We start from the raw sequence: 26,353 nt of genomic DNA, 5'->3' as shown, positions 1-26,353 counted from the left end.
ATGAGAGATCCCGGCCTTGTATAACGTTACGAATCTTTCCAAATATTAAATTCGAGCCATTTGCCTTGAAACACATCCTTACCCTCGACATTGTTCAGCGGGCCGAATCCAAGTTCGAAATCTTTATTGCTTTCAAAATGATCCGAAGGCAGCAAAAAGACTACCATCTTCTCCACGCTTTCACCCGTTTTCAACTCATCCTTCACTTTGGGTGTAAGCCCGCTTGCAGCCTTTACACTGGCGGCAGAACCAGGCAGTTCAAGCGTCTCTTGCAAACTGTTGACATTAATGGTTTGTGCCGACTCATTATCAATACGGTATTTGGCTGTCAAGGCGACGATCCCTTTATCGCCAAACCCTTTGAAAGAATTGCTATGCGCTGGGTCGATAGTCAGCTTGGCCCATTGATACCCTTCCAGTGTAATTTTTATGTTTTCCAGCTGCTTGTTTTTCTTGGGCTGCCAGGTGAAGAGCAATTGCTTTTGGGCTATTTTTTCTGTCGTCAGAACATCCTGATAAGGTTGCTGTTCTTTTACCTGTGATCCGGAGCTGCCATCCGTTCCATCCGCTTTTTCAATTAGGAAATCACGGCCCCCGATGCGCAGCATTTTATCGCTTGGCTGTTCGGGCAAGAAAAACATATACTGCTTGGTTGTTCCATCATGATACTTGAGCAGCAGGGTATAATTGACGATCGTATAGGTTCCCGATGCTTTCGACTCCGAACGGGTGGTTGTCGAAACACCGGAATTATCGCCGCTAGCCGAACCGTCGGTCGTATAACCTGTGAATTTGTTATCGAAAAAAGTACCGTCTTTCTTGAAAGTATACGTCAGGGAGCTTGCCAATCCACTACCGACCGGGCTGGCCGAATAGCTGGTAGATACATATTTGCCTTCAAGCTTCATCCGGCTGGCCGGCAAATATTTGGTATATTTGTCTCCGCTAATTTCCAGTTCCGTGTCGGAGTTGACCTTGAAAGAATACGTTTTGCCATTGCTTAGGACAAGCTGGTTTCCTTTGATTTCATAGGTCAGGCATTTATCTTTGGTACAATCAAGCGCATCGAGTCCGCCATCAGGAAGGCCGGTTGCCACCTGATTATCGTTGATAAAATAATAATAATCCCAGCACAGCGAGGAGCATTGTCTAATCCCCGACAAATCCATCTGCCAATTTGCATAAAAACCTCTAAGCGCACCTTGGGCAACCGCCGGAACGCCTTTATTCGCTTCATCTTGCGCCGCAGCCTTGGAAAGCCCGGAAAGCTTGGTGAACTCTTCGCTATAAATGCTGATCGTCTGCTGCTCACTGTTCCAGCCGACGACTGCCCCTGTCGCTTCCCCGACAAAGCGCAGCGGAACCAACGTATGCCCGTCAACCAACCTTCCCGGACTAGTTAACGTCACCGTTTCGCCATTGACTTGGGCTGTCTGGCTGTTGAGCGTTAACGAAAACGTCTGCCCCTCTTTCTTGCCGCTTACCGTTTGAGTATCCGCATTCCAGGAAATCTCAATGCCAAGCGACTCGAACAGCGGACGAAGCTGCACCAAAGTCATACCGTTCTCAAGCAGCGGGTCGATGGAAAACTTGACCGGCTGTTTATCCGTATATACCTCAATACGCTTGCTCTCTGCCCCCTCAACTAACGGTGTAAAGAGCAGCAGCGCGGCTGCCAGCATGACCAAGCTTATGACCAAAATTGATGATTTGTTTTTTCTCACCTCTAACAATGGATTAGATGCCCCCTTCCATAATTTGCAGAACCTAAATACAGGTTAGCGGTTGGGAAGGCTTGCGGCAATAGGCCTGCCGAATGAAATTTAGGGGCATCCCCACTTCAGACGGGCAACATACCCGCCTCATAGCCTAGAACAGCACCGGCAGGCTCGTAAGAGACCGCAATGTGCTGCGGTTATACGTCAATTGCTCCGGCGCGACCGCCAAGCGCAGATGGGGCAGCCGCTGCAGGAGCGTGCCGAAAGCGATCTGGCCCTCCAGTCGTGCCAGCGGTGCTCCCAAGCAGAGATGGATGCCCTTGCCGAAGGCAAGATGCTCGTTCTCTTCCCGCGTGATATCCAATGCCTCGGGATTGGAGAACCGATGCGGATCAAGATTGGCGCCCGCCAGTGAGACCAGAACCATCTCTCCTTCGCGGATTTCCTTGCCGTGCAGCGTGAGATCCTCAGCGGCAAGACGGCTGCCGATGATGACGGGTCCCGCATAGCGCAGAAGCTCCTCGACGGCGGAGGGGAGCAGGGACGGATCGCTGCGGAGCATGCGCATTTGTTCGGGATGCTGCAGCAGAGCCAAGATGCCGTTGCCGATCAGGTTGACCGTCGTTTCGTGCCCGGCGACAATGAGCAGCCAAATCGTCGAAATAAGCTCGTTCTCGCTTAATTGATCTCCTTCATCGTAAGCTTGAACCAGGCCGCTCGTTATGTCATCGCCGGGATGTGCCCGCTTGTCGGCCAGCAACGCTTTGATATATTCAACAAACTTATCGAGAACTGCACCGACGTCATCCGCTTGATTCGGGTCCAAGGAAGCGCTCAAGAGCTCGCGGGTCCATTCGCGGAATTGGTTCCGATCGGAAGCAGGAATTCCCAGCATCTCGGAAATAACCGTCATAGGGAGCGGATAGGCAAAATCCGTAATCAAATCCATCCTTCCCCGCTCCTGCACGGCATCCAGCAACTCGTCGGCGATCTGCTGAATACGGGGACGCAGGCCCTCGATCGTATGAGGCGTGAAGGCTTTGGAGGCCAGCCTGCGCAAACGGGTATGATCCGGCGGATCGACCGTCAGCATATTCGGCATCTGCTTCGTCCATTCCACGAATTTGTTCACGGACGCGTTCTCATGAACGGATTCCCGTTGATCCTGCGGTGGAGAAAGCTTCCGGATATCTTTGACAAAACGAGGGTCCTTCAGGATCGCAACGACATCGTCATGACGGAAAGCGACCCATGCCGCTCCCCTCCCAAAAAAGTCATCAAGACGGTAGAGAGGTTCTTGCTGCCCGGCAAGCCGCTTATAAAACGCAATGAAATCACGCATCGTCTCAGGTGAGGCAAAATCGCCGCCAGTGATTTTTTCCATATCACTTACCCCTTTCCTTTACTCTGCAATTCCATGCCGGATCATGCTGAAAAACCGGTTCATCTCATCGAACAGACGGTCAGCAGCCTCGTCATCCATCACACCGATACCCGTGAACGCCGCTGAGAACTTATTTTCGAAATGCTTCGATGTGATCATAATCAGCTCGAACGCCTGCTTCCGGTCTACCCCGTTCCGAAGGGGAACGGCTTCAAATAACTGCTCCAACACTCGATTCCTCTCGGCAATCGCTTGGCCGTACTTTTCCTCGATCTCCTGTCTCAATTCATCGGGCGGCGAATAAAAAGCTTCGTATACTAGCTTCAATTCATCGGGATGCTTGCGAAAGTAGTCAAGCTTGATGCGGCCAAATCTATCGATCGCTTCAAAAAAATCGTTATGCTCCGAAACCGCGTCAAATCGCATCGCCGTCCTAACCTTCTCAAAGCAATGCTCCAGCAAGCCGAGATACAGCTTCTTTTTGCTGGTGAAATGATGAAAGATCAACGCCTTGGAAATGCCGGCCGCCTCCGCCAGCATCTCCGTCGAAGTGTTTTTGAACCCATAGCGCGCAAAAACAGACAAACAGGCCTCGAGGATTTTTTCCCGTTCGTACAGCTGTAAAGGCAGATGCTTCACTTCCTTTCCATGTTGCTGACCAATTGGTTAGTAACATTGTATTATATGCTGACCATCCGGTCAATATGCCTGTCTCTCCTCAACGCCGCTATTGTGCAAATTCGTCTTTTCATGCCTCTTTGCATGCACTATAATACGGTAGATAACAATAATTCAAACGAGCAAAAGGGGAACTTCAATGTCGCGAATCATCCAAGTTCATGAGAGACCGCCCTTCTGGAAGAGCTTGCCGCTGGGCTTGCAGCATCTGTTCGCCATGTTCGGATCCACGGTGCTTGTGCCCATCCTGTTCAAGGTCGACCCGGCCACGATCCTGTTGATGAACGGCATCGGGACCTTGCTGTACCTTTTCATTACGAAGGGGAAAATTCCCGCTTACCTCGGCTCCAGCTTCGCCTTTCTTTCGCCTGTGTTCGTCGTCCTGGCGGAAAAAGGGTATAACGCCGCGCTCGGCGGTTTCCTGGTAGTCGGCGTCATCTTCACCGTCGTCGCTCTGCTGATCCGCTATGCGGGAACCGCGTGGATCGACGTCGTATTTCCTCCGGCTTCCATGGGGGCGATCGTCGCGGTGATCGGGCTCGAGCTCGTTCCGACGGCCGCCAAGATGGCCGGCTTCATCGCTCCGGACGGAGCGCCCGCCGGTTGGTCCCCGGATACCACGACCATTACGGTCTCCGTGGTCACAATGCTGGTCGGCGTGCTCGGATCGGTGCTGTTCCGCGGAATTTTCAAAATCATTCCGATCCTGATTGCCATCGTCGTCGGCTATGTGCTGTCCAGCGTGCTCGGGCTTGTGCATGTACAAGAGGCGATCGGCGCAGCCAACTGGCTGACGCTGCCTACCTTCTATACGCCGGCATGGGATTGGACAAGCATCGCCATTATCGCCCCTGCCGCGCTGGTGGTCATCGCCGAGCATATCGGCCACCTGATTGTGACCGGCAACATTGTCGGCAAAGATCTGTCCAAGGACCCGGGACTCAGCCGGTCTTTGCTCGGCAACGGCGTCTCCACCGTGATCTCCGCGGCGGTAGGCTCTACCCCCAATACGACGTATGGGGAGAATATCGGCGTCATGGCGATCAGCCGCGTTTATTCCGTCTGGATCGTCGGTCTGGCGGCGGTCATGGCCATCGTCCTTTCCTTCGTCGGCAAGCTGTCTGCGCTGATCCAAACCATTCCCGTCCCGGTGATGGGTGGCGTTTCGCTGCTGCTGTTCGGCGTCATTGCCGCATCCGGCATCCGCATGCTGGTCGAGACGAAGGTGGACTACTCCAAGCCTGCGAACTTGATCCTGACTACGGTCGTGCTGGTCGTCGGTCTAAGCGGGGCTGCGTTCAAGTGGGGGCATCTCGAGCTGAAGGGCATGGCCCTTGCCACGGTCGTGGCGATTTTGCTCAGCTTGGTATTCAAGTTGTTCGATGTGCTGAAGTGGTCGAACGATACAGATTAAGAAACTCGCAAAGGGCGCTGCCCGAAAGGTCTGCTTAGACCCTCGGACAGGCCCTTTTGATTTGCGGTGCGATGTTTCCCATTATAAACAAAACCTCCCGTGGGGATAGGGAGTTCCGGACAAAGGCACAATACGGTTGTGTTCTTTGAACAACACTTATTCCTAAGGAGGCCTGGTTTCGAATGACTACTAAAAAAGAAGCCGTAACTCAAGAACAAATCGCGGATAAGGTGAAGGCTGAAGTGGCTAGTGAGTTGACCCCATTGGAAAACCAGCTTAACCAGATCCAAAAGATTTTAACCCAAGTTCAAAACCCTTCTTCCCAAAGCTCTGCTTCGACGAGCTCCAATCAAAATCAGCAGCAGATTGGTCAGCTTGTCAACCAAATGAACCAATTCAACCAACAAGTGCAAAGCCAGCAAAAGCAAGCCATTCAACAGCTTCAACAATCCATTCAGCAAGCCAACCAAACGTTGAACCAAGCGAACCAAACCGTTCAATCGTTCCAAATGCTGAGCCAAATGCAGCAGCTGATCCAACAATCTCAGCAGCAAGCGAATCAAATGAATCAGCAGAATCAACAAAACCAACAGAATCAACAGCAAATGAATCAACAAAGCTTCAACCAAAGCAGCTTCAATATGAACCAAACTCACTAATCATTCCTTCTGCACTTATGCGGGTTGCGTTGCGACGTAACCCTCTTTTTTAGAGAACGTCGAATACGAAGGGGAAATGAAGGGGATGTTAATTACAGCTTTTATCTTTATCATGATTGCTGTTGTCATAGGCATTATTTTCTTAAGAAACTTCGCCAAGCAGTTAGCCGATCACGATGACCGTTCGCATGGGGAGCATCCTCATCACCTCAAGGAAGCGGCGAGTATAGAAGCGGCTCAGGAGCTTTACCCTTTCGAAACAAAAAGCACTGCTCCTAGTCAGAATGAGCCGGATAAAAAAAGAAGCCATATTCGAGCTGTGCCCGATATACGGCAAGATAAGACGAAAAGCAGCGTGCAGGCTGCAACGCATAAAGCCGATGCTAAAGCTGAAAACACCGTGCAACCTGTTACGCCTAAAGTCGACGCCAAAGCTAAAACCAACGTGCAGCCTATTACGCCTAAGGCCGACACCAAAGCTAAAACCAACGTGCAGCCTGTTACGCCTAAGGTCGACGCCAAAGCTAAAACCAACGTGCAGCCTGTTACACCTAAGGTCGACGCCAAAGCTAAAACCAACGTGCAGACTGTTACGCCTAAGGTCGATGCCAAAGCTAAAACCAACGTGCAGACTGTTACGCCTAAGGTCGATGCCAAAGCTAAAACCAACGTGCAGACTGTTACGCCTAAGGCCGACGCTAAAGCTAAGACCAACGTGCAGTCTGTTACGCCTAGGGTCGATACCAAAAACAAAACCAACGTGCAGCCTTTTTCTTATATTCAGGTTCCTAGCAATATTCCAGCTTCGTTTATTGCTAATGAACAGCCGTATCAGCCAGCTTTAAGTCAAAGTATAGATTCCGCAGCCGTGATTCCCTTGTCTTTGGAAAAACAATTGGACAATATTGAAGTCACAGAGAACAAGCTTCAAATTAACGTATATAATAACCTTGTCCAACAGTTAGAGGAAGCTTCAGCCGTATTAGCGCAAATCGATGAACAGATTCAATTCATCGAATTAACGAACTTTATTGATGATGAATTTACCAAATTAAGTAACATTAAGGCATAAACACCTAGCATGCGGGCCCGCACCAGGTGTTTCATACTCTTAATTTCCGTTTCGTTTCGCTGCAACAAAGATAACGGTTAACAGACCATGGACGGCCAATACCCCAATGAGACATTGCACGAGAAATGCGATGTCCGGAAGGAAAAGGCCGACCGTTCTCCACGAGATGCCCATACTATAGGTGAATAATGGAATAAGTGCAGCGGCAGTGATCAAAGAGAGCGCACCCGCACATACCCACAATGGTTTATTTATCGCCTTTTTGCGCTGCAGGCGGATGAAACTGAATACGGAAACCGCGGTAAACAAGATGACAACCCCGAGCGTCATCCACTGCGTGCTGGCGTTCATTTCCGCCAAACGGGGACTTTCACCCTTCATAATAGACCGGATTCCCTCCATGATGCTTAAATACGTAACGGCTTCCAGTTCGTGGTATTTATTCATCAGAAGAACAGCACCTAACTCCTGCTCGGGAATAAAGAACAGTTCCGATTTATATTCCGGCGTTGCCCCCGTATGGTAAGGATACTTCTCGCCCGATCTCGGGAAGTGCCAGCCCAGACCGTAGCGTCTGTTAGGTTCCGGCGGCGTTCGTAATTGTTTCAGACCTTGTTCCGACATCAATTCCCCGCCGTACAGCATGAATTTGATGAATTTGGCCAGATCGGCTGAGCTTGACGACATATACCCGTAAGGTGCTCCCGATGGATCATACAGCCCGTAGCCTTTCACCGGCTTACCGAACCATGACGTATAACCGGGCACGAATCCTTTGCTAACCGCGCTTTCGTAATCGGCTGTCGTGCGGTTCATGCCAAGAGGCGAAAAGATACGGGTATCCATAAATGCAGAGAACGGCTGACCCGATACCGCCTCAACAATAGACCCTAAAAGCAAATAGTTGGCCGAATTATACTCATAGGCCTCGCCCGGAGTACGGCTCAACTTGACCCCGCTTAGCTCCGCAGCCGCTTGCGCAATCCCCTTTTCCCGATTGCGATCTTCCCTGTCCGTCACCTTCATGCCTTCATAAGCGCCGATCCCGCTCGTTTGCTCCAATAGATGGCGCACCGTTATCGATTTCCCGCTGTCCGTTTGATACGTGAACCAAGGGAGGTACGTCTCGATCGGTTCTTCCAGCTTGAGCTTGCCTTCCTCCGCCAACATCATCATGGCAAGAGCCGTCAGAGGCTTGCTGATCGAGCCGATCAGAAAAGTCGTATCCGCCGTGACGGCCGATCCGTCGCTCATGGTCCCCCAGCTTTCTTGATAGACGGTCTGCCCGCGATGCACAACCGCCAGCGAAGCCCCGGGAATATGATATTTTGCCAGCGCTTCTTTCATCAATGCGTCGATTTGTTGAGCCGTATCACGATCGCGCTCTTCGGCGGCTAGAGAAAGAGAAGGAGCCGCGAGCAGGAAGAGGAGTAGACTGATGACGATCCTTTTCATCTGCTCTCCCCTTCAGACTTGCTTACATAAAGCCCAAGAAGCTCGATCAACAATCGATACGACCGGTCAAGATCAAACTCGTCGTCGACGATTTTCTGAAGCGCCAGTCCGTCAAAGCAGGCTAATAGGATGCTTGCAAGCGCCGAAGCGTTAGCGGAATCGCCCACCAAGTGCTGCAGCGGCGCGGAAAGGCTCTCCCTCCCGCTCTTGAGAATCGACGCGACTTCCCGTTCCAGATGACCGCTCTCGCTTTTCAGCCCTAGCGAATACAGCTCATACCGCCAGCGGTACCAGTCGGGATTGTCTTCCGCTCTGGATTTGATTTCGAGCAGTACGGCTTCGGGGGTTGCGGCATCTTCCGGCAGCCCGTCATATTGCTTTTGGTAACGTTGTTGAACCTCTTCCTGTACGGAAAGCAGCAGCTCCTCTTTATTTTTAAAATAATAATGAACCAGCCCCGACGTCATTCCGGCCTCGCTTGCAATATCTTTGATCGATGCGTTGAGGTACCCTTTTTTGACAAATACTTTATAAGCCGCGTCGATTAATCGTTGTCTTTTCTCCTGTGTGCTCATCCGATCCCGCCCTTTTTTTGGTTGGTCAACCAACCAAATTATAAAGACGGTGCGGCATAATGTCAATCGTTGGACGTTTACATGATGGCTTGTTAGTCAACTCTTGCCTGTTTTACGATAACGGATACAAACACAAGGCTTCGACGTAGAGCTTTTTATTACTGAACTAAAGACGAGTAAAAATGATTAACTTAGTTTTTGCACACCTTTGAACCACACGGCTTTAATGGATAGTGTATCCGAGATATTGGTTGTCGGATCGCCTTTGACAAGTACTAGGTCAGCGCGCGCACCTTCGGCAATACGGCCACGATCATGAAGACCGAACCGACGGGCCGGTTTCGAGGTCGCCGACTGAAGCGCTTCTACCGGAGTGAACCCGGCCTTAACCAGCAATTGCAATTCATGATGTACGCTGGCTCCATGAGCAAGTCCGCCAAGATTCGGAACAGGAACGGGGGCGACATCAGTCCCGACCAGAATATCCACTCCGGCCCTATGAAGATCCATCACATTTTTAAAGCTATTTTCCATTTTGCCTTGCGGGAAAGTATTGAAGCTAGAGTTCAAAATATCGATCCATTCCGGACTTAATTTGGAATAAACACGCGGGTCATTCGCCAATTCCGATGCTGGGTTCCCAAGAATGGATGAGTTCAACACCAAGCACGGTGTAACAAAAGCGCCAGAATTGACGATGGATTGCACTAACTCCGGCGTGTACTCGGGCCTGTCGATAAACAGGTGGCCCAATCCGTCCACTCCAAGATCGATGGCGGTTTGCGAAGAATGAGCGGTCAAGACGTGGGCGATGACGACTTTATCGAACTTATGGGCTTCTTCCACGGCTGCTTTTAGAATCTCGTCGCTTAAAACAGGCAGACCAGGGGCACCCATGACTGTTCCTTCTTCAATCATGATTTTTATATAGTCGGCACCATTCTCCACCTGAGTATGCACATGTTTGATCGCTTCTTCCACCGTCGTTACTTGCGGCACTTCTTCGTGATCGTGGGCGTAAGCGGCTAGCATAGCTTCCCGGTCTTCCTTCGATAACTTCTCCAATTCCTTTAATACGAATTCCGGAATCTCATCCCCATCTGGCAGCAATTCATCCGGATGACCACCCGGAGCGGTGATCGCCGTGCCTGCAGAACGGACATCGGCGACGTCATCCACATTTTTCAATTGGATCGCGCGTCCTCTTTCCGTAAAATCACCGTTCATTTCGAGTTCTGTCGTCACGCCGAAATTTAATGCATCTCGTAATCCACCGATGGAAGTGTGGACATGCGCATCAATCAAGCCGGGCAGTAATGTTGCATTCTCAGCATTGATGATAGTTGCATTCGCCGGAATGTCGCCGCCCACCGCAATAATGGTTTCACCTTTGATGACAACACTCCTTGACTCGATCACTTTTTCTCCATCGAAAATACACACATTCGTAATTGCAGTCACTTTTTCTAACGGAGAGTATTGAGTTACATTCTTCATTTTCTTATTCCTCCTTAGCGTGGCATTGTATCATTTAGGAGTATAATTGTTAGAATACTAACTGTCAATAAACTAAGTTTTTCTTGACGTGCATGCTAGTTTTCTGTATAGTCTATTTACCGACAGTTAGCCTTCTAATAATTTGAGGAGGTACGATCATGAAGCCCCGTAAGGATACGCCTTATCTGGATTTGTTTCAGATTATCGGCCTTAAGTTAAAGAAAAGAGCGGACGAGAGCATAAAAGAGTTGGGCTTAAATGCTCAACAAGGAAAAATAATCGACTATATCTACAGAAACCAAGATAAAAATATTATTCAAAAGGACCTTGCCGATCGGTTTCACGTGCGAGGAGCCAGTATTACAAGCATGCTTCAGGGCCTTGAGAAAAGAGGATTTATCGAGCGTAAGATCCCTGCCAATAATGAACGGCAAAAAAATATATATGTTTTGCCCAAAGCCGTTGAATTGATTGAAGCCTTTAATGACTCCTTCCAAAGCGTGGAGGACGAAATCGTTCAAGCCCTTACCGCAGAGGAGAAGCGAACCTTAAAGGAAATCCTGATCAAAATTAATGAACGCTTATAATTGCGGCTGGAATTTACCCCGACGTTCGCTTGGAGTTCCTTGTTTCATTAGGCTATGCAATATTGTCCAAATAAACGGAGATTAAAAGCTCAATAGTGACTACGACGATTGATTAAGGTATTGCGTCGCAATCAATTTGTGAAAAAATCTCATATTTTTCGAGAAAATAATAGGAGCCCCGGACCGACATCCAGGACTCCTTTTTTATATGGTGTTTAGCACCCGACACCCGACCCATCTATAGGTTGGTTCCTAATCAATTGACTAACCCATGATTGTGACACTCCTAAGATTTCGGCCAGTTTTCTCTGCGAAGCTTCCGGATTTTCCTTCATCGCTTTATGCAGTCGATCCAATAGTTCTTTTCTTCTTTTGGTCATTACTTTCTTTTTCTTCTCTTTGGCTCGTTCACGTTCTACCCGCGCTAAGAACACTTGAAGCGCCGGAAGGCTTAGAATACAGGGCATACAAATATAAAATTTTTTGAAGTAAATCGTTTGTTCGTTACCTGAGCAAAACAAACATTCATTGCCGTGATATCTATAAACCATAATCGCCTTTCTCTTGTCATCGCAGAAGTACTCTGTCTTCACGTTGGGATTCAGATTCAACATACGCCTAAGCTCCATGGGAATTACGATTCTACCTAAATTGTCCACCACTCTAACAATTCCAGTTCTTCGATCCTCTTGCATAAACACACCTCAAACCATAACGATTTCTAGCTTGCGCACCGCATTTTTCGAATTTGAGCAATTAACACGTATGTATCTAATTGTTGACTCAATCGAACCATCGATTCACTCGTTAAGCTTTCGCCTTGTTGCACAGCCCTGTCCATTTCCTGTAGGATGGCTTTCATTGCGTGATGTAATATTTCGTCGCTGCAATCTGCTACTAGACTATTCACCGCTCCTCCTCCTAAAACAGTTTTCATAATATAAGTCTAAATCATCTTTCTCATTTTCCATTTAATACAAAAAATGAGAAACATTTTTACTCTTAAAAAGAAAAAAACAGGCAAATATGCCTGTTCATTTGTTCAATCTATTTATCGAATCAGCAAATACAACATAAAGAAATTAATGTCCCGGACTTACATCACTATACATCATAATTTGAGTTTGCTTTTCTATGGGGTAAGTTGGGGTATTGTAAAAGCTACCACTCAAAGATAATAATAGAACAATGGAAAAAAGAATTGCTTTCTTCATAATCCTTTCCCTCCTTGACGCTTATTCATTTACATTATATGCCATAATATAAATTATATCCATAAGCTCTTTATTAAGGATTATTGAATTTTTGGTTAAACAATAAAAAAACTCACGCATACAAGTATCCTTTTCTTCAAAAGCATTAATCTTATCCAAATATTGTAGACTACTGGAGAAACTCTTCACTCCCTCATCAATTGCACCAATAGTTAACTGATAGTGTCCTTTGTGTCGATAATACTTCCCTTTCGCTCTGTAAATATTAGGGTCATCAGGACACATTTTCATAATTTCATTCTCTCTTTCTAAAAGTTTCGAACACGCATCCAAATTATCTATCTTTAAATAAATCTCCAAAAGCTCGTCGACGATATGTAAACGATTCTGCTGACTACATTCTTCAAGGCGGTATTCAAGTTGAGGGATTGCAATATCATATTCCCCTTTTCTTGCTTTGGTTATTGCCCGTGTAATATTAGCCGCCTCGTAAACAAAATCGTACTCGTATTTTTCAAAAACGTCTAATAACTCTTCAACTTTATCGTAGTTTTTCAAAGCCGAATAAGAATTTATCATCGACAGATGCGCTCTTGCCTTTAATTCTGATTCATTTTTTTCAAGCACCATCCCATTCTCACAAAACTCAATGCACTCCCTGTATTTTTTCGTATTATGAGCGTGCAATCCCATTCTGAAATAATAGATTACCTTTTCTTCATCAGATAAAAAATCAATATAATGTATAATTTCTAAGCCATCTTGGAACGTTTGTTCAAGACGTTTCAGGTCTAACCTTTCGATCAAATACTTCTGTAATAAGCCTTTCGCAATATAGTTCATAACGCCATGCTTTCTCGAATATTTCACAATGACGTTATACAGTTCTAATCTTAAGCTAGACTCACTAACCTCTTGCGTAAAGTAATAAAGTCGTTGCAAAGAGTCTTCCGTTTCGTTGCTAGGGTTTTCAAGCAAACGCAACGCGACTTTAGAAGCTAGCGATGGCCTCCTCTCGCTTGATAATACATCTTGCAGAACTTCGTATAAAACTTCCGTTCGATTTTCTATTGTGATGTAGCATTCTATCAGCTCTTGGTAAGCTTCGGGGAAAGCATTCGTGATCGCCTTGACCGTTTTAAATTCCGGACGCTTGGTCGATCCTTTTTCGAGTTTTTGAAGTACAGGCTTACCCACACCCGTTAACTCCTCAAGTTCTGCATATGTCAAGTTTTTCTCTTTTCTAAGTTGGAAGATAATATCGGAGATGGTTTTATTGTGATTTAACATATCCACCATTACACATAACCTTCCTTTTTATTCTATTATTTTACATTGGTTAATTATAGCGAAGTCAGTTTCATCTGACAATGAACTCTTTATTTCGATAATCGCCTAATTCTTACTTGAAATACAGCGATTCGATAAATTTTTACAAAGTAGAAGCGATTGTTTGGTAATCACTGTAAGTACTTTGCTTATATCAAGTAATCAAGGGAATAAAAAATAGACACCTATTCCTATCCCATATTTTGTAATATTGTGATAAATTATGTTTGGACAAACAGTCGGCCGACGAGATGTTCAAACTTTTCCAAGGAGGCAGATAGGTTTTAGTGAAAATTTTCTCGTTTCTTGTTTTACAAAAAAATCAGTAGAGGAGTGACATTTCAAATGGGTATTAAAAAAATTGGGAAATACTTATTACCTGCCATTCTGAGTTTGTCTTTCGTTCTCTCAAGTGTGCTTCCTGCCGCTGCGGCTGATTCAACATCAGCTAAAAACAATGCTGTTCTGCTGGATAACGCTGAGAAAAAGGAAATTAGAATTTCCCACAAATTTTCAGTAGTCTATGACAAAGATAAGGCGGTTAAGGTAATCGAAGGTGATAACGTCGGCAAAAGTCATGCTTCGAATAAGAATGCAGATCAGTTAGCCAACGAATTAAGCGCATCTTTCTTGAAACCCAACGATGTCATCAATTATACTGAATCTGGCAAAGAACATAGTGTATACAATCTGAAAAATGTTGGACAATCAAACACAGAATTTTCAACTGTTGATCCTTCTGCGGCTGGCGGAGGCAGACTTGGTAGTGGTGTCTCAATAGCGTACTACTCAGCGGATTTCGTCATTACAGGAAATACAAGCCCTTATTTGGAAATTGCACTTACTGGTGTACAAGGGAATCTACCTGCTACTGTTGGAGGGCAGCTTTCATTATCGCGAGGAATCAATAAAATCGGGAGCTATACGGTAACAGATGTTTTAAATTACAACTGGCAATATCCATTTGTAGGGAAATCGGAAAGGAAATATGTTAGCGCGAATAATACAAGCTTTTACTGGTATCAATCGTCTAATTTTGCAATTTGGAGAAATCCTGACGGAAGCACGGCTGGCTATGCCACAGATGGAAATCAGACGACCGAAATACTGCTGAATAAAATCGGGGTACTGTATCCTTTTTGGTACGGTGTAGATGTAAACGGGTATTTAAACGCTTTTCCTCCCGATACTACAACTTATTCCAGAGTATCGTCTGATGTTGTAGCTAATTTAAGAAAAGCATTCGAAAATAGTGTTAGGGACAACTATAAAAGTTATTACGATAAGAACTACGGGTACGTTAATTGGCAGCCGGGTATTGAGATACATCATATCAGACCTTTGAATTTTGGAGGTGATAACTCTTTTGAAAATTTAATTCCTTTGTACGCAGATAAACATTATCAATTCTCAAACTGGTGGGCTTATTATCAATGAACAAAATTATATATCTGACCTTGAAAAGCTTAAAGGCTCGTTTGGCGAAACAACAGATCCTATGGGTTCAAAGAGAATTGGGCTATGTTAAACCTTGCACATGCGCCTTTTACAAAGCCGCTACGCCAGATCAAATCTATAGTTTTGTAAAAGAAACAGACTTTTTCTTGCCAACGAGTTACATCGATTTCTTAAAAATGCACGATGGCGCGATATTATTTCAAGACCAGTCAGAGTATGTTAATCCTCCTTGGTATATTTTTGGCTTGGAGGAAATTATGGAATACTCGGAACAAAATGAACTTCCTCCTAACTTGTATGCCATTGCTAAGTTTAATCAGACCATTATTTTTGTTGACTCGTCGCTGGTCAAGGAGGGAAGGGAAGACTATTTATTTGAAGGCGCAACTTTCGACCATGAGTACGAAGCAATGAATCTGAATTTTGAATTATGGTTTGAAAGACTTATTGTTTCCCAAGGTGCACATTTCTGGCATTGGAACAACTATTCACTAAAAAACTATCAGCCAGAAGAGATTTCACTTGATGAGCTAAATGAAACGGAAGAGTAGTAAAGTCTGAAAAGTTTGAAAGCACCCCCGCCAGCTGGTCAAGACCCCAAATAGCGGACATTGAAAAAGCCCTGGGCTGCAAGCTGACGTCGGTACTCTGCCGGCGTCAGCTTGTTTAGCTTTCTTTGCGCTCTTTCTTCGTTGTAAAAATGGAATGAAATAATTTTAAACGCGAAATGGACCAATCGCATTTGCGATTGGTCTGTTCATATGATATGGTTTATTTTGTAAATAAAGGAGTGGGAAGACCATATGAGACACTGCAAAGTTGTTTTTATGGCCTGTGCATTAGCACTTGTTTGGGGATGCAGCCAACAGCAACCTATAACGGACTCCACTAAAACCGAGCAGAAGGGGCAACCACGTCAACAAGCGTCCTCTGTAGATCGTCAAAAAAATGAACAAAATGAAATTTGGAAATTGGCTGCACAGGGGAAGTTAAGGGAGTTGATCTTTCAGTTAAGTCAACTAAGAGTGAAATCATTAAGAAATATGGGAAACCACTGGAGACTGGAAACTCAGAATATAGATTTCAACTTAGGTATGACGGCTTTATATTTGAATTTCCAAATAACTTCGTCGTTAAAGATGGTCAAAACGAAAAACTGGTAACAATCTTAAAATTGGAGGAGCTTGAAGAGTCTAGTCAAGCAACTTCTATATATGTTAAACCTACGGTATTAGATTGGAAAGGAACCACCTGCGACGTTAAGAAAATTTTTGGAGAGCCTGACCAATTTGTCAATGATCAAGCATACGGTGGGTGGCATCTGATATATACTATCGAAAATTCAGGAAAGACTTATCATTTAACTTTTAGTGCTGATACAGAGAACGGTGAGATCAAAGAGATTAAATTGTCATAATGATAGATGGCGTAAGCCTGGAAGCACCAGCGAAGGCCCCCTGCCAACGTAGCTGATGGGGGTATTGATTATTATATATGTGCTTGAGCTTTATAACACCAATTAATTCCTTTCAAAAGGGAGGGTGACAAGGTGATATTCTCGGTCACAGTGATCATGTTATGCATGATGCTGGGGTATGCGATTTTGGGGCTTCTGTTCCTAAGATTCTTGCTCAAAAGGTTTTCGGTAAACGTCCCTTACATTGTTGCTTCTTTCATTCTCATGGGAATTTTGCTCTTTCAACAGGTTTATCAAGGACGAGTGATAATGGGCAGCATATTCATTATGGTTTTAATTGCTGCATTTGTATTGGACATGGTTTCGAAGAAATCTAAAAAATCGGGCTAAGAACTTGCTTTCCCCCGTCGCTATGTGACGGGGGTTTTTACTATTGCTCCAGTTGCCCCGATGCTTTCCGCTTTTCTGGACCTTTTTGTTTTTCAGCGCATATAATATTCCTATTTAAAGGAACTCGAAACAAATGTTTACTTTCACTCGTCTATGTTTTAAAGTAATCATTTACTTTTCCTGAATTGAAGGGAGATTTCCGATGTTCAAATCAGTTTATTGTTTGTTTCTTGGAGTTATTGTCATGTTAACTTCGGCATGTCAAACTTCGCTCCCAACACCTAAGGATGTAAAAGAACCAGTGAAGCAAGAAGCGACTGCAAGTGATGAAAAAATATCGAAACAGGTAAACTATATTAAAAGCAGTCTGAAATTAGGCATGACGCAAGAAGAGGTTACATCATTATTTGGAGATAGGTTCATCGACGTAGAGGATAACGGAGATTTAGAAAACGGGGGCGACAGCTTTTGGCTATACCGTTTCTTTAAGCAAAATGACTATAAATCCGCTTTTCCTGATTATGTAGTCGATAAAGAGGGTCTGAAGGAGAGAAAGGTAGGCGCTGATTTATTCATAGCGTGGAAAAACAAAAAGGTTCATTTGTATTCAGTTTCCTATGTACAGGGATCAGATAATCAAGTTCATCAATACGTCGTAAAACCAGACGGAACTATAGAAGATGGGCCTCTATCTTGAATGTAGCGTCTGGCCTGCCTTTAGGTGCCGTTTCATCGCTTTGAAAACCTTAAAAAATATAAAAGGTTATTGTACAAATCGACACTGAATACATGTGTCTTGGAACATTGTTGGTTTCAGTTTGGGCGTTTTTGCTGGCGACACGATAAACCAAACGATTAGCGCTCTCTTGATGACTTCGGTTCTGGCACATTAAACTTTCTAAGAAAGCTCAAATTGGAACCAAAACGGTAGACAATTGGGTTACGTTGTAATCAGTGGTCAATATGATGAAGGGGTTCACTGCTTTGAAGCTTTGGGTGATGGAGATTTTGTTAATTACTCTAAAGCAAAACTTCATGTTGCCTACTTCAATGGATGGCGCGATCCAGGTAATCAACGTCCTTGATAAAACAAAACAGCGTGCATCCTTCATAAAGGTTGCACGCTCAACAGCTATACAAATTAAGAAAATTGTTATTTCCCCACCTTTATGCGTAGGAGTTTTTTTAATTATTATCAATATTATGGTATTACTGTGTATAAGGAAAGGAAATGATGATATGAGCAGGAGAACGGCCGGGGTTGTTCTTTTAGCTATTTCTGCTTTTCTTACAGGAGTCAAATACTTAACTGCATCCATTTATTCAACATCATCACCTGGCACTGTTTATGGCCCAGATTCTTTCAAACAATGGTTAGATTATGTAGGGGGGAATTTAACCACTTACAGTATAATCACTCTAATCGTCGGAATTATTTACCTGATTCTTGCTGAGATTTATGATTTCGACAAAAAATAAGCTTATTCGTTGAGTAATGCGCGCGTTTTTAAAATTTTCATCTCAACTTATTAGGTTATTTCCCTTTGAAAACCTTAAAAATAATAAATGGTTTTTTGTACAAATCCAATGGTCTATTGGTTTCCAATGGACAACTGGATCGGATCATTGGGAAAAACCAGGGACTGTAAATAAAAGCTTCTAGGTGAACCAAAGTAAACAAAAGACTGCTCTGGTCGAGCGGTCTTTTGTTTACGATTTTAGACACAGGACTTAGGAATGTAAGCTACAACTATAAAAATCAAGTTTAAGGAGGGCACATGAATAAAAGAAGAACATGGATTATTTTGGGCCTTTTAATCCTGAGCATTGTCACCATACTGTATTTAAAATTCAACGAGAACGATAAATTCAATATCATTTCCACCTATGTTAACAATAACGTAACCTTTGACAAAGACTCTCTTCAGACGTATCCGGAAGATAAACTTGAAGTTGTTTTCTGTACTGATAAAACGCAAAAAACTCACATTTTTCTACTAAAAAACAATAAAGTTCTTACTTCCACTTCGTTTGTAAATGCACCCTTGAATGAAAAGAAGGTCGATTGGCAAATTTCTAAGAACCCGCAGTTAAATTATTTGCTATTATCTGGGAGATTGAACGATGCGATCGAATCTCTTGAGGTAAATGGATCTAAACCACAAGACCTAAAAATAATACAATATAATCATGAGAAAATTTTCTACAGTTTGTCGGAGGATATTAGAGAACCGATTGATATTCAAGCCAAAGATAAAGACGGGAACATCGTTTATAAAACACTGCCCTAGTACCTTGGATCAAAATCGAAGGAAAAGCCTGCTCTGCTTCTTGTCGCTTTGCATCCGATTCCTTTCTTACGGCACTCTTAGCCTTTGTTCCCGGTGCTCAGGCTGGAGCAATCGCCGCCGCTGTTATTTCAGCCGGAGCGCTCATGATGGCAAACTCCATGTCATATTGGAATCAAGGGAGAGGAGTAGCACTAAACCTCCATTGGTTTCCATTTGTTTACTATGAAGCGACACCAAACAATTAATGTAATATAATGACAATAAAAGGAGGGATGGAACATGTTTGGACCAACAGCGCTAATCATCGGATTTCTTTTATTGTCTGCATTGGTTATCGTACTTGGTGTAAAGCTTGTGCTAAGAAGTAGTCCAAAGAAAGCTGACTGGGTATTGACAGGCACAACATTCCTTTTCATAATTGCGGCTGCAATTTCTTCTTTTTATGGGAAACTCAATACAGGAATTCCAATTTTCCTACTCTCAATTGCGTTAATTGTGATTGGAACAAGAACTTATAAACAAAAATCGAAGTAATGAATGAAAAAGAAAAAAGGAAGGCAGACTTTGGTCTGCTTTCCCCAGGCTGTTCTATTGTTCTAGTAGCGGTTCCGATAATTTGGACACCAAGTACAAAAATATATCCTGCATGGCAAGGTCGGGTGAGGCCTCTTTTCATTTTTTGAACAGAATGTCGCCCGTCTGTGTGGAAATGTTGAGCGTTGCACTCTCGGATTGAGCCTCACCCACATATCCATGAAGTTCATTGGAAACAACCGTTTTGGTATTTGTTGCTTTTTCAAGAGAAACCTGATTATCAATATTCCCTAGTTTTGCTGATAGACTTACATTTAGAGGTGCTAGTTGATTAGGTAGATCGAATTCGACTTTACCAAGGTTAGTAGATATGTTACTGCTTTTCTTGCCAATTACATCCTTTACGGTGATGTCGCCGGAGGTACTGGTGTTCACATTTAAGTGTTGGACCGACAATTCTGACTCAACGGATATGTTGCCAAGTCCGTTATCTATCTCAAGGGAGTTGAAGTCTTTATAAGGAAGACGGATTGTTAACGATGGCAATGGCCCCGTATTTATGCTTATCTTTTGTTTCTGTTTAAGCATAATCAGTAATGTTCCATCTTGGTTCGACGTAGTCACGTCGGTATCTTTTGAATTGTCCTTGGATAGTTCCCATTCTGCTTGATTGATTTGTTTGTCGCCTATGACTGTAACTGTAGCAACGTCACTCTTGATTTTTAGGGAATGAATGTTTTTTACATCAATTTGAGAATTATCCCCTTTTACTGAAGAGTTTTGCTGGGACGAACTTGGTGTACTAGTGACGGAGGATTCTTTCGTACATCCGGCGAGTACGATACTGGCAGCGGCCAGGAGAATCATAGCTAACTTCATGTTGTTATTCAAAATGTTTATCTTCCTTTCTTCTGCATGAGATGTGTTGAATATACTCTCCCAAGTTAACGAATATCGATTTGATCAATTTTGCGAATCGCCATGTATCCGACCGCTATGCCAATCGCGGCTAGCAGAATTGGAACGATAATAATGTCATTCAAGCTGAATCCGCCACCGTCCGAGCTGGTCAGCAATACCATGATGACGGAGGATACAATGGTCGTCGGAATAGAATATTTGCGCATCCCGAAGTAGAGCGGAATCAGCGCCGTGAAGCTTGCTGCCAGCGCATAGAAGCCTGATTTCGCAGCGTGCTGCAACACGAGCGTCAGCGTCAGTTCATCCGATACGAAATGTGTGAATGAGTTGACGACAATATACAACGTACTTAAAATAATCGTGGAAGCCACGATACATAGAAAGGTGAACGCGATCACGACCATAAGCTTAGCCGCAATGATTTTATGACGTTTGATCGGGTACATGAACAAGACGGTAATCGTCTTATGATTGAACTCATCGATGACGAATCGCCCCAGCAAGACGGCCGCGAAAATAGTAAATGTCACTCTCACAAGTACACCTATCTTAGAAAACACGTTGCTATAATCTTCAAATACGTTTATGCCGTTCATCTTCGGCGAATAGCTTACCAATATCATGAATCCGAAAATGATCAGAGTAGCGATCACAGCGCTGCGAATATATCCCATAATCTTAAATTTTCTTAGCTCCAGCTTCATCAAATTAAGCATGTACTCCACCTCCATTCAACACTTGCAAAAAGTAATCCTCTAACGAGCCGCTTCGTTTATGAATCGAATCAATAACCACTTCGTTCATGATCAAGATTTTAGTAATTTCGCTTTGCGCCATATGCTGGTCATAGATTCGTATGAATTGATTGTCGATGACTCGGATATTGTTCAATTGAAGTTTATCCGTTAAGACATAAGCAGCTCGGCTGCAATCCGTCGTCATGATCTCGATGTAATTCGTCGTCTCGTGGCGAATTTCGTCCATCGCAATCTCTTGCAGTAACCGACCGCCTTGAATGACGCCAATTGTATCCGCAATTTGCTCGATCTCGCCTAGAATGTGACTGGAGATCAATAGCGTCGTGCCATATTCCTTGCACAACATGCGGAATACGTCTCTTAACTCTTTGATCCCTAGCGGATCGAGTCCATTGATCGGTTCGTCGAAAATAAGCAACTCCGGTTTGGTCGTAATAGCGCGGGCGATCCCCAGGCGTTGTTTCATCCCGAGCGAGAAGGTCTTTACTTTCTTCTTGCCCGTATCGACCAGATTCACAAGTTCCAGCGCTTCATCAATCGCCTTCTTGTTGTAGTACCCCATATAATCGCAATGCAGTTCCAGATTCTCGCGGGCTGTCAGCTTATCATAGAACACCGGGTATTCAATAATTGTTCCCATGCGTCCCAGAAGATGATAGGAATTCGGCATTAGCTTCTCTCCAAATATTTCGATCTCCCCACTCGTCGGCTTGACGAGATTCGTAATCATCTTCATCACTGTCGTTTTTCCTGCGCCGTTGGGACCCAAGAATCCGTAGATTTCGCCTTTCTTCATATTCATATTGACATTCGAGACGACTTCCTGCCCTTGAAAGTCCTTTGTCAATCGATTCGTTCGTACGATATGCTCCATATTCTTTTCTCCTCTCGCTCTCTCATAACTATATCTTACAGGACGTAATCTTCTTTTTTCTTACTTCACTCTTACGAATTTCTTAAGCGGACTCTATGTGCGATGATGCTCATGAAAAAACTCATGAAATGAGTTAACCCTCCTCAATTCATGAGCTAGTATTGTACTTTTTTCAATTGAACGGTAAACACCGTTAACTCATAAGGCTTGCTGCGGAGGTGGATGGACCCGCCCATACTCTCCACCAACCGCTTCGTAATGGTAAGACCCAATCCGCTGCCTTGATAGAACTTATTCCGCGAATCTTCCAGCGTATACATCCGTTCAAACACATGATCGATATGCATCGCATCAATGCCCTTTCCCCGGTCCCATATATCCACATAGACAGAAGATTCATCTTCCCGGAGCGTCAAACCGAGCTGCTTGCCGTGATTGCCATATTGAATGCTGTTCGAGATCAGATTGTTCAGCACGCGGTGCAGCGCCTCATCATTACCGAAGCCATAAATCGGATGATCCGGGATCTCGATATGGACGAGGTAATCTTGCTCCGCAAGAATGTCGTAATAAGCCAGAATCGTCGTGCCGCAACGTTCATTCATGAGAATTCGGGTCATCGGCATATCTTGATCCCCGGACTCCAGCTTAGCCAAATCGAAGAAATCATGAATGAGCACCAACGTCTCTTGGGTTTTGACATACACTTTGCCCAGCAAACGTTCGCGCTCCTCTGCAAGCATCGCCGGATCGAGATGGAGCATCTCAATATAACCCAGTATGACGGTCAAGGGGGTCCTCAGATCGTGCGAAATATTCGATACCATCTTTTTCATCGATATTTCCATTTTGGCATAGTCAGAGTACATCTGATGCTGCGCCTCCAAGAGCCGGTTGATCTCCATCAGCAGCGCTTTGAACTCCCGGTCGTTCGTCATGAGCAATAACTTCTCATGGGTAGCGAGGGATGATATGCGTTCGATCTCTGATCGCAACTGGCGCAATTGCTTGCGGTGGCCCGCGCAATTAACAGCCAGATACATGACTAAACAGATAAGAATCGCGATCATCATCAATAGAATGAGCGTCATCTTAGCGGCCTTCCCACTTGTAGCCAATGCCCCATAGCGTCTTAATATACCGCGGCTCTGACGGGTTATCTTCTATCTTGTCCCGCAGCCTGCTCATATGAACATTAATGACGTTCTCGTCGCCGTAATAGTCATCGTTCCATACCTTCGCGTAAATTTGTGCTTTCGTAAAGACGCGATTGGGATGCGCTGCGAATAGTCGCAGAATCTCGAACTCTTTGGATGTCAATTTTATCGGCTCCTCGTGCTTGAAGACGGCGAAATTATCGAAATCGATCCGTAAATCGCCCATGCTCAGGATGTTATGCATCGGCGCAACCTTCGTCTCAACGCTCGCGTATTGCGTCGCCCGCCGGATGATCGCCTTCAGTCTCGCAGACAATTCGATCATCGAGAAAGGTTTCTCAATGTAGTCGTCTGCACCGAACCCGAGGCCTAACGCCTTGTCGATGTCGCTGTCCTTCGCGGACATAATCAAGATTGGCACATGGCTGTAAGCCCGAATGCGGCGGATGACTTCCATTCCATCGATCTTGGGCATCATAAGATCGACGAGTAACAGATCAAATTGCCCCTGCGCCTGCTCGAATTTCCGAAGTCCCTCGTCGCCATCCCCGGCAACGGTCACCGCATATCCTTCTTTCGTTAAATAAGTCTCAACCATTTCTACAATGGCTTGATCATCTTCCATAATGAATATCGAATGATTTATAACGAACAATCCTCTCTACGCTTGCTATGACTTTTCATTTCATTAGTATAACAAAAAAGCAAGCTCATTATAATCCGATCATACCAAATTGAGATATGACCGTTCGGCTTTCAGCAATCCTGTTAAAACAGATATATAGATTGTACTTACTGAATTCATCATACATGGAAGAGGGCTGCTGTATTAAAAAACGCCCTGAAACGAAAAAAACAATCCCTAAACAATATATTGTCTAAGGATTGTTTGTTTAAAATGTACGGAGAAATCTATTTATTCTTCAATTCAATTTTAAATAAATCACCCGCTTTTCCACCAAAAACGATCATCCCACCTTCAGGCAGTACTACCGAATGATTGTTAGTTGCCTTGGAGAAGTTCACAGCCATTCCATTCTTATCGTAAACGGCAAATCCCCCACTTACCGGAGTCTTAACGTTCATGACTCGATTGGCTGATTTTTCATCAATTTTATACCATATAGCCTGACCATTGGATGGTATGATGCAGAATGAATCATTCCCTTCATAAATGGGTTGAATAGCATCTTCATTGATATAGGAGAATCCATCAATCTTTAAATACTCCGTATGTCCTTCTTTATAAAAGTTGAGATCAAATACATCTCTTCCCATCATAATTGGAATTTGGACAACATTTACTGCTTGATTCTCATTAACAATTTTAGTCCCATTTGCGTATCCATGATCCATATCAACGGATATTTTCTTTGATATGATCGGCGCGGCCAGATAAAATATAGAATTTATCTTTTCATCCACCGCATAATAACTTTTTCCGTTTCTATTTTCCCATACCTTTTTAGTTGTTTGTTGGAGTGGATTGGAATCCAGCTTTTGATAGGCATAGAACACCATCATGGACTGACCTAATCCTTCATTCGTATAGGCTTTAAGCTTCACATATGTTTTTCCATTTGTTTGTTTGTCAAAGCTTAATGTTACACTGCCATCTTTGCTTTTGAATTGTCCATCGCCCGTATACACATATGTTTGTGCGGGTATCAACCCTCCAGGTAACTCAATCTCTCCGTCCTTAATCTCTATATTAATGGTTGAATCCTTTGTACCATAAAAGCCAGCATAAGAAAGCAATTCAGACGGCATGTTCACCTTCAAGGCAGGTTTAAATGTTTTCTCGGGTAGAATTTCCTTAATATGCCCCTGGTCTTTTAAGTATTCTAATAAAACTTTAGTTACAAATGTACCATTGAATCCTGAAGACCCTCCTGAAGAAAGCACAGCCATAGAAATATGATGTTCTGGTAGTGCAATCAAGAAACCGTGATAATTAATGGTGTCTCCACCTTTGGATAATGCCGTTATTCCGTAATCATCAAACTCTGGCAAGCTAACCGTGTCCCAACCAAGACCATAGTTAAAGGCGTTCGTTTTTTCAGGAACCCATATTCCTCTTTTATATTCAGGACTTTGCATGGCTTTGGCTGATTGTTTAGATAGAACGTCCGTTCGATCACCCATTAATATTTCTGCAAACTTAGTTACGTCTTCTGCAGTTGAGTAGAGCCCGCCTGCCCCAAGGGTGTTAACATTCTCAATGGGTAAAGCCTGATTCATCGTAGGGAAGTAAATTTTGGTTAACCTTTCTCTATCAAATTGATCACGTGGTGTTTTAGTTGAGCTTAAATTCAGAGGCGTGCTCACATATTTCGCAAGGAATTCGGTATAGCTCATACCGCTCACTCGTTCAATCATGATTTCAAGCAGACCAAACCCATCGTTACAATAAACGGAGAATTCACCTGGATTTGCTTTTAAATGTTCTGATTGTAACTTGGTCAATAATTCATCGTGGACTATTGTATCATTGTCATCAAATAACAAACTATTCGGATAGTGAGAACCGTAAAGCCCTGACGCATGATTCATTAACATACGAGGTGTAATTTTTTTATATCTTTCATCTGCCATTTTGAAGTCTTTGATATACGTTGTAAGTGGTTTATCAATATCAATTTTATTAGCATCAGCTAGTATCATCGCTGCAGCAGATACATGCATTTTACTTACCGAACCTATACCAAACATGGTGTCTTTGGTGATCGGAGCTTTGGAAGCTTTATCATATACACCCGCGTTATCTGATAAAACAATGGATCCCTTATCCATAATGGCATACTGCACACCACTTGCACCAGAGACAGAAAGGAGCTTCGAAGCCAGCACCTGTGCCCTTTCTTTTACAGTAACCGGATTCGGATTCGTTTCAGCAAAAGCAGAGGTGACCGGTAGGGTAATAAGCATAGCGGTCATTACTACAGAAACCATTTTCTTCATTATTCATTCC

At 44.2% G+C, this 26,353-nt stretch carries 27 protein-coding genes; 11 read left to right on the top strand and 16 right to left on the bottom strand.

Features of this window, described 5'->3' with window-relative positions; all coding sequences use genetic code 11:
* Positions 1-26: 26 nt before the first annotated feature.
* The 3 genes from NI000_RS15160 to NI000_RS15150 all read right to left on the bottom strand — a co-directional run bounded on the left by NI000_RS15160 (position 27) and on the right by NI000_RS15150 (position 3,741).
* Positions 27-1,724: a copper amine oxidase N-terminal domain-containing protein gene (locus NI000_RS15160; RefSeq protein WP_253411876.1), complete on the bottom strand. Its 1,698-nt coding sequence runs from the start codon at positions 1,722-1,724 to the stop codon at positions 27-29.
* Positions 1,725-1,869: 145 nt separating this feature from the next.
* Positions 1,870-3,102, bottom strand: a complete 1,233-nt coding sequence (locus NI000_RS15155; protein ID WP_253411874.1) for a cytochrome P450 family protein — start codon at positions 3,100-3,102, stop codon at positions 1,870-1,872.
* 18 nt (positions 3,103-3,120) lie between these two features.
* Complete coding sequence (locus tag NI000_RS15150) at positions 3,121-3,741, bottom strand: TetR/AcrR family transcriptional regulator (protein ID WP_309247899.1); 621 nt, start codon at positions 3,739-3,741, stop codon at positions 3,121-3,123.
* A gap of 178 nt (positions 3,742-3,919) precedes the next feature.
* Here NI000_RS15150 and uraA point away from each other — a divergent pair, with 178 nt between their 5' ends.
* From uraA to NI000_RS15135, 3 genes are all read left to right on the top strand, one after another.
* A complete protein-coding gene (gene uraA / locus NI000_RS15145; RefSeq protein WP_253411870.1) occupies positions 3,920-5,194 on the top strand; it encodes a uracil permease in 1,275 nt (424 codons plus the stop codon).
* Between the two features lie 182 nt (positions 5,195-5,376).
* On the top strand, positions 5,377-5,853 hold the full coding sequence (locus tag NI000_RS15140) for a hypothetical protein (protein WP_253411868.1): 477 nt from the start codon (positions 5,377-5,379) through the stop codon (positions 5,851-5,853).
* A gap of 85 nt (positions 5,854-5,938) precedes the next feature.
* Entirely contained in the window at positions 5,939-6,925 is a 987-nt protein-coding gene (locus NI000_RS15135; RefSeq protein WP_253411866.1) for a hypothetical protein, read from the top strand.
* A 39-nt stretch (positions 6,926-6,964) separates the two neighbouring features.
* Here the strand turns inward: NI000_RS15135 and NI000_RS15130 are convergent, their stop codons facing one another.
* From NI000_RS15130 to NI000_RS15120, 3 genes are all read right to left on the bottom strand, one after another.
* Positions 6,965-8,380: a serine hydrolase domain-containing protein gene (locus NI000_RS15130; RefSeq protein WP_253411864.1), complete on the bottom strand. Its 1,416-nt coding sequence runs from the start codon at positions 8,378-8,380 to the stop codon at positions 6,965-6,967.
* Positions 8,377-8,955 carry a TetR/AcrR family transcriptional regulator gene (locus NI000_RS15125; RefSeq protein WP_253411863.1) on the bottom strand — a complete coding sequence of 193 codons (579 nt, stop codon included), beginning with the start codon at positions 8,953-8,955 and terminating at the stop codon, positions 8,377-8,379. The genes NI000_RS15130 and NI000_RS15125 overlap by 4 nt, the downstream gene beginning before the upstream one ends.
* Positions 8,956-9,141: 186 nt before the next feature.
* Positions 9,142-10,452: an amidohydrolase family protein gene (locus NI000_RS15120; RefSeq protein ID WP_253411861.1), complete on the bottom strand. Its 1,311-nt coding sequence runs from the start codon at positions 10,450-10,452 to the stop codon at positions 9,142-9,144.
* Positions 10,453-10,610: 158 nt separating this feature from the next.
* Between NI000_RS15120 and NI000_RS15115 the strand changes: the two genes are divergently transcribed.
* Positions 10,611-11,039 carry a MarR family winged helix-turn-helix transcriptional regulator gene (locus NI000_RS15115; RefSeq protein ID WP_253411859.1) on the top strand — a complete coding sequence of 143 codons (429 nt, stop codon included), beginning with the start codon at positions 10,611-10,613 and terminating at the stop codon, positions 11,037-11,039.
* A 215-nt stretch (positions 11,040-11,254) separates the two neighbouring features.
* On the opposite strand, the gene NI000_RS15110 is transcribed toward NI000_RS15115, so the two are convergent.
* From NI000_RS15110 to NI000_RS15100, 3 genes are all read right to left on the bottom strand, one after another.
* Positions 11,255-11,734 (bottom strand): regulator, encoded by a 480-nt coding sequence (locus tag NI000_RS15110; RefSeq protein WP_253411858.1) that lies wholly within the window; start codon positions 11,732-11,734, stop codon positions 11,255-11,257.
* 387 nt (positions 11,735-12,121) lie between these two features.
* Positions 12,122-12,253, bottom strand: coding sequence for a hypothetical protein (locus tag NI000_RS36755; RefSeq protein WP_301292502.1), 132 nt, complete (start codon positions 12,251-12,253; stop codon positions 12,122-12,124).
* A gap of 21 nt (positions 12,254-12,274) precedes the next feature.
* Complete coding sequence (locus tag NI000_RS15100) at positions 12,275-13,552, bottom strand: helix-turn-helix domain-containing protein (RefSeq protein ID WP_253411856.1); 1,278 nt, start codon at positions 13,550-13,552, stop codon at positions 12,275-12,277.
* 375 nt (positions 13,553-13,927) lie between these two features.
* Here NI000_RS15100 and NI000_RS15095 point away from each other — a divergent pair, with 375 nt between their 5' ends.
* Positions 13,928-15,019: an HNH endonuclease gene (locus tag NI000_RS15095; protein ID WP_253411854.1), complete on the top strand. Its 1,092-nt coding sequence runs from the start codon at positions 13,928-13,930 to the stop codon at positions 15,017-15,019.
* On the top strand, positions 15,016-15,591 hold the full coding sequence (locus NI000_RS15090) for an SMI1/KNR4 family protein (RefSeq protein ID WP_253411852.1): 576 nt from the start codon (positions 15,016-15,018) through the stop codon (positions 15,589-15,591). Before NI000_RS15095 ends, NI000_RS15090 begins: the two co-directional genes overlap by 4 nt.
* Before the next feature lie 38 nt (positions 15,592-15,629).
* Here the strand turns inward: NI000_RS15090 and NI000_RS37125 are convergent, their stop codons facing one another.
* Positions 15,630-15,782 carry an IS3 family transposase gene (locus NI000_RS37125; protein ID WP_369077328.1) on the bottom strand — a complete coding sequence of 51 codons (153 nt, stop codon included), beginning with the start codon at positions 15,780-15,782 and terminating at the stop codon, positions 15,630-15,632.
* Between the two features lie 222 nt (positions 15,783-16,004).
* Here NI000_RS37125 and NI000_RS15085 point away from each other — a divergent pair, with 222 nt between their 5' ends.
* The 5 genes from NI000_RS15085 to NI000_RS15065 all read left to right on the top strand — a co-directional run bounded on the left by NI000_RS15085 (position 16,005) and on the right by NI000_RS15065 (position 19,672).
* Positions 16,005-16,457, top strand: coding sequence for a hypothetical protein (locus tag NI000_RS15085; protein WP_253411850.1), 453 nt, complete (start codon positions 16,005-16,007; stop codon positions 16,455-16,457).
* Positions 16,458-17,049: 592 nt separating this feature from the next.
* Positions 17,050-17,544, top strand: coding sequence for a hypothetical protein (locus NI000_RS15080; RefSeq protein WP_253411847.1), 495 nt, complete (start codon positions 17,050-17,052; stop codon positions 17,542-17,544).
* A 287-nt stretch (positions 17,545-17,831) separates the two neighbouring features.
* A complete protein-coding gene (locus tag NI000_RS15075; RefSeq protein WP_253411845.1) occupies positions 17,832-18,326 on the top strand; it encodes a hypothetical protein in 495 nt (164 codons plus the stop codon).
* A gap of 299 nt (positions 18,327-18,625) precedes the next feature.
* Positions 18,626-19,138, top strand: coding sequence for a hypothetical protein (locus NI000_RS15070; RefSeq protein WP_253411843.1), 513 nt, complete (start codon positions 18,626-18,628; stop codon positions 19,136-19,138).
* A 279-nt stretch (positions 19,139-19,417) separates the two neighbouring features.
* A complete protein-coding gene (locus tag NI000_RS15065) occupies positions 19,418-19,672 on the top strand; it encodes a hypothetical protein (protein ID WP_253411841.1) in 255 nt (84 codons plus the stop codon).
* Between the two features lie 138 nt (positions 19,673-19,810).
* Here NI000_RS15065 and NI000_RS15060 read toward each other — a convergent pair whose 3' ends face one another.
* The 6 genes from NI000_RS15060 to NI000_RS15035 all read right to left on the bottom strand — a co-directional run bounded on the left by NI000_RS15060 (position 19,811) and on the right by NI000_RS15035 (position 26,343).
* Entirely contained in the window at positions 19,811-20,563 is a 753-nt protein-coding gene (locus NI000_RS15060; RefSeq protein WP_253411839.1) for a DUF4097 family beta strand repeat-containing protein, read from the bottom strand.
* 53 nt (positions 20,564-20,616) lie between these two features.
* Entirely contained in the window at positions 20,617-21,309 is a 693-nt protein-coding gene (locus NI000_RS15055) for an ABC transporter permease (RefSeq protein ID WP_253411837.1), read from the bottom strand.
* The gene (locus tag NI000_RS15050) at positions 21,302-22,225 is read right to left on the bottom strand and encodes an ABC transporter ATP-binding protein (protein WP_054973046.1); all 924 of its coding nucleotides are present in this window, start codon (positions 22,223-22,225) and stop codon (positions 21,302-21,304) included. The genes NI000_RS15055 and NI000_RS15050 overlap by 8 nt, the downstream gene beginning before the upstream one ends.
* A gap of 155 nt (positions 22,226-22,380) precedes the next feature.
* Entirely contained in the window at positions 22,381-23,316 is a 936-nt protein-coding gene (locus NI000_RS15045) for a HAMP domain-containing histidine kinase (RefSeq protein WP_253411835.1), read from the bottom strand.
* 1 nt (position 23,317) lies between these two features.
* Positions 23,318-24,007 (bottom strand): response regulator transcription factor, encoded by a 690-nt coding sequence (locus NI000_RS15040; protein WP_253411833.1) that lies wholly within the window; start codon positions 24,005-24,007, stop codon positions 23,318-23,320.
* A 287-nt stretch (positions 24,008-24,294) separates the two neighbouring features.
* Positions 24,295-26,343 (bottom strand): serine hydrolase domain-containing protein, encoded by a 2,049-nt coding sequence (locus NI000_RS15035; protein WP_253411831.1) that lies wholly within the window; start codon positions 26,341-26,343, stop codon positions 24,295-24,297.
* Positions 26,344-26,353 lie beyond the last annotated feature (10 nt).

This window comes from Paenibacillus tyrphae, assembly GCF_024158745.1.
Classification (GTDB): domain Bacteria; phylum Bacillota; class Bacilli; order Paenibacillales; family NBRC-103111; genus Paenibacillus_G; species Paenibacillus_G tyrfis_A.
This window is presented reverse-complemented; position numbering and strand designations above follow the sequence as displayed.